Source organism: Streptomyces sp. NPDC002754 (assembly GCF_053592315.1).
On sequence record NZ_JBSFVM010000003.1, the window covers coordinates 1 to 11,973 of the forward strand.

9 protein-coding genes are annotated in these 11,973 nt (G+C 69.4%); 4 read left to right on the forward strand and 5 right to left on the reverse strand.

The annotated features are described in order from the left end of the window. Positions 1-91: 91 nt before the first annotated feature. From ACWD2L_RS09825 to ACWD2L_RS09845, 5 genes are all read right to left on the reverse strand, one after another. A complete protein-coding gene (locus ACWD2L_RS09825; RefSeq protein WP_451188196.1) occupies positions 92-1,342 on the reverse strand; it encodes an MFS transporter in 1,251 nt (416 codons plus the stop codon). A 59-nt stretch (positions 1,343-1,401) separates the two neighbouring features. Next, entirely contained in the window at positions 1,402-4,689 is a 3,288-nt protein-coding gene (lysX, locus tag ACWD2L_RS09830) for a bifunctional lysylphosphatidylglycerol synthetase/lysine--tRNA ligase LysX (RefSeq protein ID WP_451188199.1), read from the reverse strand. 72 nt (positions 4,690-4,761) lie between these two features. Continuing rightward, positions 4,762-5,553, reverse strand: coding sequence for a hypothetical protein (locus ACWD2L_RS09835; protein WP_451188202.1), 792 nt, complete (start codon positions 5,551-5,553; stop codon positions 4,762-4,764). Positions 5,554-5,586: 33 nt separating this feature from the next. Next, complete coding sequence (locus tag ACWD2L_RS09840) at positions 5,587-6,957, reverse strand: DUF2254 domain-containing protein (RefSeq protein ID WP_451188205.1); 1,371 nt, start codon at positions 6,955-6,957, stop codon at positions 5,587-5,589. 34 nt (positions 6,958-6,991) lie between these two features. Continuing rightward, positions 6,992-7,867 carry an EamA family transporter gene (locus tag ACWD2L_RS09845; RefSeq protein ID WP_451188208.1) on the reverse strand — a complete coding sequence of 292 codons (876 nt, stop codon included), beginning with the start codon at positions 7,865-7,867 and terminating at the stop codon, positions 6,992-6,994. Between the two features lie 86 nt (positions 7,868-7,953). On the opposite strand from ACWD2L_RS09845, the gene ACWD2L_RS09850 reads away from it, so the two are divergent. The 4 genes from ACWD2L_RS09850 to ACWD2L_RS09865 all read left to right on the forward strand — a co-directional run bounded on the left by ACWD2L_RS09850 (position 7,954) and on the right by ACWD2L_RS09865 (position 11,958). Continuing rightward, the gene (locus tag ACWD2L_RS09850; protein ID WP_451188211.1) at positions 7,954-8,514 is read left to right on the forward strand and encodes a CGNR zinc finger domain-containing protein; all 561 of its coding nucleotides are present in this window, start codon (positions 7,954-7,956) and stop codon (positions 8,512-8,514) included. Positions 8,515-8,580: 66 nt separating this feature from the next. Further along, positions 8,581-9,405, forward strand: a complete 825-nt coding sequence (locus tag ACWD2L_RS09855) for a DeoR/GlpR family DNA-binding transcription regulator (protein WP_451188214.1) — start codon at positions 8,581-8,583, stop codon at positions 9,403-9,405. Between the two features lie 112 nt (positions 9,406-9,517). Next, entirely contained in the window at positions 9,518-10,627 is a 1,110-nt protein-coding gene (locus ACWD2L_RS09860; protein WP_451188216.1) for an alcohol dehydrogenase catalytic domain-containing protein, read from the forward strand. After that, positions 10,624-11,958: an MFS transporter gene (locus ACWD2L_RS09865; RefSeq protein WP_451188219.1), complete on the forward strand. Its 1,335-nt coding sequence runs from the start codon at positions 10,624-10,626 to the stop codon at positions 11,956-11,958. The genes ACWD2L_RS09860 and ACWD2L_RS09865 overlap by 4 nt, the downstream gene beginning before the upstream one ends. Positions 11,959-11,973: the final 15 nt, after the last annotated feature.

Genomic DNA, 11,973 nt, shown 5'->3' on the forward strand with positions numbered 1-11,973 from the left:
CTACGAGACCATTCCGGCGCCTTGCGATCGCACGCACCAGACCCCGCGAGGCCCGCCCTCCGGGCGGACGACGCTACTTTCGAAACACGCCCTAGCAGTCCGAGAGGGAGTCGCGCTTCATGTCCGGGGTGCCTGCGGCGCGGCGCGGTGATGGGGGAGTGGCCGACCCGCCACGGGGAGGCCGGAGTGTCAGGGCCGCCGCGATCCCCGTGGCCACCGCCATCACGAGGAAGCCGGTGGAGAACGTGGCCACTTGGGCCGCGAGGCCCAGCAGGAGTGAGCCGAGGCCGGTGCCCGCGTCGAAGCCGATGTTCCAGGCGACGGAGGTGGTGTGTCGGTGCTCCGCGCCCGCGCGGTTGAGCGCCTGCACGAGGGTGACGCTCTGCAGCCCTCCGTACGCCGCGCCCAGCAGCAGAAGTCCGGCCAGCAGGCCGGGGAGGGCCGCTGTACCGGAACGGACGGACCAGGCGACGAGGCCGAGGCCGACGCACGCCGCGAGCAGCAGGCCGAAGTTGAGCGGCCGGGCACTGAACCTGTCCGCCAGGACACCACAGCCCCAGCGGGTCACCGCCGCGGTCGCCGTGAACGTGACCAGCGCCCCGGCGGCCGCCCCCGGCGTGCCGGCGAACTGCGGGGTGAAGGTCAGGATCGCGCCGCCGGCCACGGTCACGAGCAGCAGCAGGATCACCGGCGTCAGGATGCGCCGCAACGTGGCGCCCGCCGCCGTGCGGGGAGCGGAAGGGCCCGGAGCGGGGGTGTCGGCGTGTGCGTCGAGGGCGCGTCCCAGGGCGGGCGCGAAGGGCAGGGCCAGCACGGGGAGGATGCCGCACGCGAGGATCGCGGGCAGGGCGAAGGCCGCGACGAGGGCGGGCGCCGCCGGGGTCAGCACCATCTGCGGCAGCGCGATCGACAGGCCGTACAGGCCGATGGCCGCGCCCTGACGGCCACGCGGGGCAAGCGCCGCCACGGCGGTGGAGCCGCACACCGTCATGATGCCGAAACCCGCTCCGCGCAGCGCCGTGGTGGCCAGGATCGCCCACAGGTTGTCGCTGAGCGCCTGCAGGGGCGCGGGCAGACCGAGCAGCAGGGCGCCGAGCGCGAACGTACGCGCCCACCCCAGCTTGCGGAGCGTGGCTTTGACGCACAGCTGGGAGGCGACCGTCATGGCCATCAGGACGGCGGTGACGAGTCCGGCGCCGAACTCGTCGGCCCCTCCTTCCAGGGCCCACTGGGGGGACACGGGCAGCAGCAGCGCGAACCCCGAGAAGCAGCAGAGCACCACCACCATCAGTGGCGGGACGCCGGGCGAGCGTATGACGGACGGTCTCGTTCCTTCAGCCATGCAGCTCAGTCCTCTTTTCCGTCGGGGTTGGCGGGCCAGAGGACGAGCGTAGTTCCGCGTCAGTGGCGGCGGACCAGGGGGAAGGGCAGGGTCTCGCGGATGGTGCGACCGGTGAGGAACATGACGAGCCGGTCGACGCCGATGCCGAGGCCGCCGGTGGGCGGCATCGCGTATTCGAGGGCGTCGAGGAAGTCCTCGTCCAGCTCCATGGCCTCGGGGTCGCCCCCGGAGGCCAGCAGTGACTGGGCGGTGAGGCGGCGGCGCTGCTCGACCGGGTCGGTCAACTCGCTGTATGCGGTGCCGAGTTCCGTCCCGAAGGCGACGAGGTCCCAGCGTTCGGCGAGTCTGGGGTCGCCGCGGTGCTGCCTGGTCAGCGGCGAGACGTCGGTCGGGAAGTCCTTGTAGAAGGTGGGCAGTTGGGTCTGCTTCTCGACGAGCCGCTCGTACATCTCCAGCACGACGTCCCCGCGGGACTCGTCGGGCGCGCAGGGGACCTGGGCCCGCTCGCAGAGCCGCAGCAACCGCGGCAGCTCGGTGTCCGCGTCGACCGTCTCGCCGAGCGCCTCGGAGATGGCTCCGTACACCGTTTTCACCGGCCAGTGACCCGAGATGTCGTGCTCGATGCCGTCCTTGCGGGCGACGGGCGAGCCGAAGGCGGCGACGGCGGCGCCCTGGATCAGCTCGCGGGTGAGGTCGAGCATCACGTCGTAGTCCGCGTGGGCCTGGTACGCCTCCAGCATCGTGAACTCGGGGTTGTGTTTGTAGGAGACGCCCTCGTTGCGGAAGGTGCGGCCCATCTCGAAGACCTTCTCCAGGCCGCCGACGCAGAGCCGCTTCAGGTAGAGCTCGGGCGCGATGCGCAGGTACAGGTCGAGGTCGTAGGCGTTGATGTGGGTGGTGAAGGGGCGGGCGTTGGCGCCGCCGTGGATCTGCTGCAGCATCGGCGTCTCGACCTCAAGGTAGCCGCGCTCCAACAGGCCCTGGCGCAGCGCCTGCACCGCCACGGACCGGGCGCGTACGACGTCGCGTGTGTCGGGGCTGGTCACGAGGTCGAGGTAGCGGCGCCGGACCTTGGCCTCGGGGTCGGAGAGGCCGTGCCACTTGTCCGGCAGCGGGCGCAGACACTTGCCGGTGAGTCTCCAGTCGGTGACGAAGACGGTGACCTCGCCGCTGTCACTGGCTCCGACCTCGCCGGTGACCGTGAGGTGGTCGCCGATATCGGTGTCGGCCGTGAACGTGTCGATGAGGTCCTGGCCGGCGCGGTCACGGCTGAGCGCGAGCTGCCGGTCGCCCGACCAGTCGCGCAGCACGGCGAAGACGATGCCGCCGAAGTCGCGTACCAGCATCAGTCGGCCCGCGACGGTGACCCGTTCGCCACCGAGGTCGGCGGTCACCTGGTCCAGTGTGTGGGTGTGGGCGAGCCCCGCCACGGGGTAGGGGTCGACGCCCTTCGCGAGGAGCCGGTCGAGCTTGCGGTGACGCAGGCGCACCTGCTCCGGCTGCCGCGAGGACCTGCCGTCCCCGGTCTCGTCCGGGGTCAAGTGCAGGGCCTCGATGGGCGGCAGGTGTCCGGTGGTCGCGGGGGCGGTGACCACGGAGGCGTTGCTGTGGCCCTTGCCCCACAGGCGGCGAAGGGAAGGGACGGAGACGAAGCCCTCGGCGATACCGGAGGCGAGGCTGATCCGGGCGAGGGCGGCCGCGTCCGCGTAACAGATGAAGCGGGGGTACCACTGGGGGCGGAATTTGGCGTTGGAGCGGTACAGACTCTCCAACTGCCACCAGCGGGAGGTGAAGAGGAGCAGTCTGCGCCACAGCCGCAGCACCGGGCCCGCGCCGATCCGCGCGCCTTCCTCGAACGCGGAGCGGAACACCGCGAAGTTGAGCGAGATCCGGCGGATGCCGAACCGGGCGGCGGCCTCGCAGAGTTCGGCGACCATGAACTCGGTGACGCCGTTGGGGGCGCTGCGGTCACGGCGCATCAGGTCCAGGGACACGCCGTCCTTGCCCCAGGGCACGAAGGACAGCAGCGCCAGCAGCCGGCCGTCCGTGCCGAGGGCCTCGACCAGCAGACAGTCACCGTCGAGTGGGTCGCCGAGCCGGTCGAGGGCCATGGAGAATCCGCGTTCGGTCTCGGTGTCCCGCCAGGCGTCCGCCTTGTCGACGACCTCTCGCATCTCCTGTTCGGTGAGGCTGGAGTGGCGGCGGATGCGGCACGTGGCACCGCTGCGGCGCACACGGCCGACCGCTTGCCGGGTGACGCGCATGTCCCGGTGGCCGAGGTCGAATGCGGAGGTGTGCAGGATGGCTTCGTCGCCCAGTTGCAGCGCGCCGAGGCCGGCCCGGGCGAAGGCGGTCGCCCCGTCCTCGGAGGTACCCATCGCCGCGGGGGACCAGCCGAACCTGCGAGCCACGTCCAGCCATGCGGCGATCGCGTGGGGCCAGGCCTCCCGGTCACCGACGGGGTCACCGCTGGCGAGACAGACACCTGCTTCCACGCGGTAGGTGACGGCTGCCTTGCCACTGGGCGAGAACACCACTGCCTTGTCGCGGCGGGTGGCGAAGTAGCCCAGGGAGTCGTGCTCGCCATAGGCGTCGAGCAGGTGACGGAGGCGGGGCTCCTCGTCACCGTGCAGGGCCGCTTCCATGCGCTGCGAGCGGAACAGGACCGCGCAGGCGTTGAGAAGAACCAGGGCACCGAGGAGCCCGAGAAGGAAGGTCAGCGGGCGGGGCGGAGTGCCGTCGTAGTGGCTCGCCGACACCAGTCCGCCACAGACTTTGTCGGCCGCCCAGAGCAGACGCTGACCGGCCCGGAGCGTGCCGGGGAAGACCGCGACGAGCCCCCAGCCGGTGAGGACGGCCACGACGAGTCCGAGCAGCAGGGCCGACAGCGCCCGGCGCAGTGACCCGTGCCGTGTCCTCGCGTAGAACTCGCGGCGAGCCAGGAGCAGCACGACGAGGATGAGCGCGCACACGATCAGCGAGGGAAGCGACTCGGCGAACAGCCCGAAGCAGACACCCAGCACGTCCACCGCGACCAGCAGCGCGAGGTAGACCACGACCAGCCACCAGGCGACCTTCTTGCGGGCCGCGGTCGCACCGGCGAGCAGCAGCAGGAAGGCCGCGTACGCCAGGTTGGCGCTGACCGGGACGGTGAGTGTGTCCAGGAAGCGCGTGACGGGGTGCAGGAGGCGGCGCAGCGGCGCGACGACCGAGATCAGCGCACAGTAGACCGCTACGACGGCGAAGGCGGCGGAGACGGCCCTCGGTACCTTCCGCGTCCACTGTCCGGAGCTGTCACCCTCGGGCGACGCCGTGGTGTGGGGCTCGGTCGAAACACTGGATGCCATGCGGGGTATCCCTTCCGTCCCTTTGGCTGGAATCCCCCGGTTATCTGGAATCCCGGTTAACTCGAATCCCCGTTACCTGGAATCCCCGTCCGTCTCACGTGGCGGCTGCACGGGTGCCTGGTTGTGTTTGCCCGCGAGGAGTTCCTGCACTGCGATCTTCTTTTGGTTGACGGGCGTCCACCACAGGGCCTCCCGCCTACGGGAAGCGATGGCCTTCCGGGAACCCGGGGCATAGCGCGACCGGCCCCACGGAGAATTCGGCCGTGCCAGGCGGATGGCGCCCACAACGAGGAACAGGCCGATGAACACGCCGATCAGGCCGGTCCACAACTTGCCCTTGAGGAGCGTGATCACGGCGAGAGAAGCCTGTAGCAGCCAAAAGACGACTGAGATCGCCATGGACGTGGCGTCGCCAAGGTCGTCTTCTTCGCTGATGATCCCTACCGGGCGGAATCCCAGAAGCATCAGACTGATGGCCGCGACGGCCACGAAGATGGCCTCGACGGAGGCCCGCCCCTCACGCTGCCAGTAGACATCGCGAAGATGCAGGATGAGCGCGAACTCATCGAGCACCAGAGCGGCCCCGATGCCGAAGAGGACGGCCAGAGAGGACTGCACCGCGGTCGAGGGGCTGCGGACGGCAATCAAGCCCGCGCCGCCCAGCAGCATGAACACCACACCGAAGACCACGTGGTGAATGTGGAGGCCGCCCGGCGTCACGTTGCCGGGCCACCACCGCACCTGGGCCCGGATCATGCGCACGCTGAACCGGATGAACCCGAAGGTGACGATGAACGCGGCCAGGAGACAGAACAGCGGGAGCTGCCCCTGGTCGACGATTTCATGCGTGAACCATGATCCCACGGTCGCTCCTCTCGGCCGGCGGCGTGTGCATGGTCATCCGATCCCTTGCCGGTCCGGAACGGCGGCGAAGAGCCGTCGCTCGGGGTCGGGGAAGACGCGCTCCACGTGCTGCTCCAGGCGTTTCCGGTAGCCCGTCACCACCTCGCGCCGGTCGGGCGGAGTGAGGGCCTCCAGGTCCCGCAGGAGGGCCGCGAAGCGTCGCGTCACCTGGGGCGCGGGACCGCAGTGCAGGAGCATCTCCTCGCACCCGAGAGTCACGAGGTCGTCCCACGAGGGAGAGATTTCGACGAGCCGGACGACGCCCGCCTTGTCGCGGTGCTCGATGCTTCCCCACGACGCTTGTACACAGGCGGTGAGAACGACCTGGATGCGGTCGAGTACCTGCACGGCGGTGGTGGGGTCGTTGACCGAGCCGGACAGTGCTCGCAGTCCGATGTCCACGAGCTGCCGAAGTCCGAAGGCCACGTCCTCCACCGAACCTCGTTCGCTGCCGATGCGGATGTGCCGCCGAAAACGTTCCGGTCGGGGAACCGCGACGTGCTCCGTTTCGTGCACCACGAAAAGCGGACTGCCAGGTACGAGATAGTCCCCTGTACGGGCCAGCAACCGCAGTTGGCATTTACTTCTGGCCGCTTCCTTGACCATCGCTTTCCTGTGGAATCCGTTCAGCACGCCTGGGAACGCGGCATGCGGCACCTCGTGTTCCACGACGCGGGTTTCCGCTCGAGAGGACTCTTGTTTCCTGCTCAGTGTCTGGACCAGGCGCACGCTCTTGAGCGTCTCCCACATCAGCAGGTCGATGACCTCGTTCAAGCGCATCAGCCGCAGCGTGTGCTGCACGTATGCGATGAAGGCGAGGACGCAGCAGGTCACCAGCACCATGGTGAAGAAGCCGGACAGAAACGGGACGAATTCGTTCTCCCGTCCCTTCCTGTCCTCGACGTGCAGGGAGAGATAACGAACCACGAGCGTGTAGAAAAACGTTCCCAGAAACAGCGCCAGGGCGGTTTTTGTCACGCGGCTCTGCACGAACAATCGAACTACGCGAGGCGTGAGGTTCTCGGCGGCCATCTGAACGGCCACCAGGGTCAGGGAGAAGACCACGCCGATGAACGTGAGCATGGGCGGCCCGACCGATTCGATGACCGCCCGGCTCGGATCGCGGAACGCCTGAAAATCCGGGTCGCCTGAAAGGCCGGAGGACAGGAACTGGTCGATTTCGGTGGTGACCACTCCCCATACGCCACCCGCGAGAAAACCCAACAGTGGCACGAGCAGGGAGAACCGTGGCACATGCGAAGTCGTATTGAGGCGCCATCTCTGGGGGCGCATCACCCGCCACCTGCCCCTCTCGAAAGCCGGCCGGTTTCCGAAACGTATCGCGGGCAAGATCATGCCGCACATCGGATTGGACGGGGCCCGCTCCGGTACGTCACCGCTACGGAGACCCAGAGGGTCGGGCGGCCCGTCGCACCGACCACACACCGGCCGCGACGATCAACGCGGCGGCCCCCAGTTGCCTCCCGGTCAACTCCTCGTGCAGCAGCGCGAACCCGACGCCGGCCGCCACCGCGGGGCTCAGCGCCAGCAGCACACCAAAGGCACGGGCGTCGATGCGCCGCAGTACGGTCATGTCCAGCGAGTACGGGATCAGCGAGGACAGCAGCGCCACGAGGAGCCCGGTGAACAGGACGGACGGATGGGCCGCCACCCGGCCCCCGTCGGTGACGGCCGTGAGCGGCGTCAGCACGCAGGCGCCCACGGCCAACGCGAGCGTCAGCCCCGTCCAGTCCGGGAACAGGCGCCCGACCCGCCGGCTCAGGACCACGTACGCGGCCCGGCACACCGCGGCGACGCCTCCCAGGAGAAGCCCGGTGGCGGGCAGCGAGGCACCGGGGGTCGCCAGCAGCAGTACGCCCGCCAGCGCGAGCAGTGCCACCACGAGGTGCTCGATCCGGCGGGACAGGGCGATCGACAGGGCCAGCGGGCCGAGCAGTTCGAGGGTCGCGGCCACGCCGATCGGGAGCCGGCTGATGGCCTGGAAGTACGCCACGTTCATGGACGCGAGGATCAGGCCGAGCGCGACGGCCGCGCGCCACTGCGCGGCCGTGATCCCCCGCAGCCGGGGCCGGACGAGCAGCCACATGATCACGGCGGCGAAGAACAGGCGCATACCGGCCACCGCCGTCGGGCCCACGGACGCGTACGCCCCCTTCGCGACCGCCGAACCCACCTGAAGGCTGGCGATCTGCGCGAGCATCAGCACGGGTGCCGTCGCGGCTCCCCGGGGCCGTCCGGGGCGGGAACTCTTCACCGGCACGTCCATTCGAGCCTTCCGCGTCGTCGGCGCCCTTCGCGATCGTTGGCACCCGTCTCGCCCCACGGTGCTGTAATGCCCTTATGCACTTCAACCATTACGGCGGCGAGGCCGCCCGGCTGGCCGCCGACCTGGTCAACCTGACCGAACCACCACGCCCCGAGAGCCTGGAGGCGCTGCTCGCCGCGCACGGTGTCGTGAACCGCGCACTCACCACGGCGCAGGCCGAGTCGGTCTGGGACTGGAGCCGGCGCCTGGCCGTGTGCTTCGGGCGCCAGGACCTCGGAGAGCGCTCCCACGCGGTCAACGCACTGCTCGCTGACGCCTCGACCAGTCCCCGGATCTCCCTGCACGACGGGCGGCCCCACCTGCACTACAGCGCGATCGGCGCCGACGCGGCCGCACACCTCCGCGCCGTCACCGCGGCCGGACTCGCCTACGTCATCTGCTCCGCCGACGCCGACCGGCTTGGCCGCTGCGCACGCCGGAGCTGCGCGCTCGCCTTCGTCGACACCTCCCGGAACGGCCGCCGCACCTACTGCTCGGTGCGCTGCGCCAACAACGACGCCGTGGCCCGGCACCGCGAGCGCGGCCGAACATCTCAGGAGCGCGGCCACGCATCACAAGACAGAACACATTCCTAACACGAGGGGTGTTGTGTTTGAGGGGTCCGCTGTTAGCTTGTCGGGCGACGGCAGGAAGGAAACGCTGTGGCCCCCGACGAACTCCCCAATGGTTCAGCCGAGTTGCTGAGCCCGCAGGCACGCCAGGAGCGCATCCGTGACCGGGTGCTCGAATTGGGCTCGGCCCGGATCGAGGACCTGGCGCGCGAGCTGGGGGTCAGCGTGATGACCATCCACCGCGACCTGGACCGCCTCGCCGACGAGGGATGGCTCCGCAAGACCCGCGGGGCGGCCACGGCCCAGCAGTCCGTGCTCTTCGAGAGCAACGTCCGCTACCGGACGACCCAGCAGGGCGAGGCCAAGAAGGCCCTGGCCACGGCCGCGTTGGAGCACATCGACCGCGGTCAGGCGATCCTCCTGGACGACAGCACCACCTCGCTCGCCCTCGCCCGCGCGCTGCCCGAGAGCGGACCGCTCACCGTCATCACCAACTTCCTCGCCATCGTCAACGCACTGGCGGGCCGGCCCGGTATCGAGCTGATCTCGCTCGGCGGCAGCTACGACCCGCACTACGACGCCTTCCAGGGCATGGCGACCTGCGACCACATCAAACCCCTGCGCGCCGACACCGTGTTCATCTCGACCTCGGCGGTCGCGGACGGACACTGCTACCACCAGTCGCAGGAAGCGATCCTGGTCAAGCGGGCACTCCTGGAGGCGGCCCAGCGGCGGATCCTGCTCGTCGACCACACCAAGTTCCGGAAACGGGCGCTGCATCGGGTCGCCCCGCTCTCCGACTTCGACCTTGTCATCGTCGACGAGCGCATCTCCGGGGTCGAGTTGGAGGCGCTGCGCGAGGACGGAGTGCGTGTGCAGGTCGCCGCGCTGCGCCCGGGATCGCCCGAGTCCTGACACACCTCAACAAGCCGCCAACACCGCGAACCCACCGGATCCATCCCCACACGGATCCGTGTCCCCAACCGCATCTCATCCGCGCAAGAGCCGACTGCCAATGGAGGTAGTAGTGATCAGTGTGCCGAAGCGAATGCAGGCCGTGGTCGTCCACGGGCCCGAGGACTATCGCCTTGAAGAAGTCGATGTCCCCACGCCCGGTCCCGGCGAACTACTGCTGCGGACCGAGGCGGTGGGGGTGTGCGCGAGCGACCTCAAGTGCTACCACGGCGCCCCCAAGTTCTGGGGCGACGAGAACCGCCCGGCCTGGGCGCAGCGCGGCATCATCCCCGGTCACGAGTTCGTCGGCGTGGTGGTGGCGGGTGACGACGCCGCGCTGGCCGCCCAGCGGGTGAGTGTCGGCGACCGCATCGCCTGCGAGCAGATCGTGCCGTGCGAGGAGTGCCGCTACTGTCGGCGCGGTCAGTACTGGATGTGCGGACCGCACGACATGTTCGGCTTCCGCAACCACCACGGAGCCATGGCGCAGTACATGGTGGTTCCGCCGAAGGCCCGCGCCCACAAGGTCTCGCACGACCTGAAGCCGCACCACGCCGCGTACGCCGAGCCGCTCTCCTGCGCGCTGCACGCGGTGGAGCGCGCCGACATCCACTTCGAGGACGTCGTCGTGGTCGCCGGCTGCGGGCCGATCGGCCTGGGCCTCATCGCGGGCGCACGGCAGAAGAACCCGCTCAAGATCATCGCGCTCGACCTGGACGACAACAAGCTCGAACTGGGCCGTCGCACGGGCGCCGACATCGTACTCAACCCCGCCAAGGAAGACGTCGTCGCACGCGTCAAGGAGATGACCGACGGCTACGGCGCCGACGTCTACCTCGAAGGCACCGGCGCGACCCCCGCCGTCTCGCAGCGCCTCAACCTGCTGCGCAAGCTGGGCACTTACGTCGAGTACTCGGTCTTCGGCTCGGACGTCACGGTCGACTGGTCGATCATCTCCGACGACAAGGAACTCGACGTCCGCGGCGCCCACTTGGGCCCGCACTGCTGGCCCGCCGCCATCCGCCTCCTGGAGGAGGGCAAGGTACCGGTCGAGGACATCTGCACCCACCAGTTCGGCCTGCGCGACTTCCAGAAGGCGCTCGACCTGGTCGCCGACACCTCCGGCGCCTCCGTGAAGGTGTCCATCCTGCCCAACTCCGAGGCCGACGCGGTGATCGCGTGAGCGCCGCGGCCACTGGGCCCGCGCAGGCCCACGAGACCCGGCTCGACCGCATGGGCATACCCCACCCGCTGCGCTGGGGGTTCGTCGCCGTCCTGGTCTTCATGACCGGCAACGGCACCGAGTCCAACTTCATCGCCCCGCACATCGAACACGTCCTGGGCAGCACCACCGCCACAGCCAGCACCATCATCTCCATGTACGGCGTGTCCGTACTGGTCGGCAGCTACCTCTCCGGAGCCCTCACCGACCTGTGGGGCCCACGGCGGGTCATGCTGCTCGGCACCGTCGTGTGGGTCGTCTTCGAAGCGCTGTTCCTGGCGGGCCTCGCCGCCGGCAGCATGCCGATGGTCTTCCTGACCTACTTCCTGCGCGGCTTCGGCTACCCGCTGTTCGCCTTCGCCTTCCTGGTGTGGGTGAACCTCGTATCGCCGAAGGAGCGCAACGGCGCCGCGGTCGGCTGGTTCTACGTCATGTTCACCGGCGGACTGCCCACGCTGGGCTCGCTGTTCGCGCTCGGGATGATCCCGGCGTTCGGTGGCTCGACCGGCGGCGAGACCGGCGCCATGGCGGCCTCCACCGCGCTGGTGGTGATCGGTTTCCTGATCGCCCGGTTCGCCGTCAAGGAGCCGCACGGATCGCAGCGGGTGGCCCCGGACGACAAGACCTCCTTCGAAGTCCTGTCCGCAGGACTGCGCCTGACGGCACGTCAGCCCAAGGTCCTGATGGGCTTCCTGGTCCGCCTGATCAACACCGCGCCGCAGTACGGCATGTTCATCATCCTGCCGGGCGTGATCGCGGACGACCGGGGCTGGGGACAGAGCCGCTGGCTCACCATGACCGTCCTCGTCTACGCGACGAACATCCTCGTCAACGCCCTGTTCGGCGCGATCGGCGACCGCTGGGGATGGCGCCGCACCGTGCAGTGGTTCGGTGTGTTCGGTTCCTCCATCGGGCTGCTCGCCTGGTGGTACGTGCCGCAGCTGGTGCCCGCCGGTTCCACCTGGGGTTTCTGGGTGTCCGTCGTCGCGGGCTGTGTGTTCGGCTGCCTGCTCGCCGGGTTCGTACCCATGGGCGCGATCATGCCGGCGCTCGTACCGGCGGAGTTCAAGGGCGCGGCCATGGCCATGTACACCACGGCGGCCGGTGGTGCCTCGTTCCTCGGCTCCGCGGTGGTCGCCGCCGTGCTGTCGGTCGGGCTCGGCAACGCCGGAGTGGTGTGGGCGTTCGTCGTGCTGTACGGCGCGGCCTTCGTGATGGTCTCGTTCCTCAACGTCCCTCAGAGCGAGCCGAGTTCAGAGGACGAGCAGGCCGCGACCGCCATGGCCCGCTGATCCGACCGCGTACGC

Excerpts from the sequence above, each read along its gene's own strand:
- ACWD2L_RS09840 (WP_451188205.1), bottom strand. The coding sequence starts at position 6,957 with ATGTGCGGCATGATCTTGCCCGCGATACGTTTCGGAAACCGGCCGGCT.
- ACWD2L_RS09825 (WP_451188196.1), bottom strand. The coding sequence starts at position 1,342 with ATGGCTGAAGGAACGAGACCGTCCGTCATACGCTCGCCCGGCGTCCCG.
- lysX (WP_451188199.1), bottom strand. The coding sequence starts at position 4,689 with ATGGCATCCAGTGTTTCGACCGAGCCCCACACCACGGCGTCGCCCGAG.
- ACWD2L_RS09850 (WP_451188211.1), top strand. The coding sequence starts at position 7,954 with ATGCACTTCAACCATTACGGCGGCGAGGCCGCCCGGCTGGCCGCCGAC.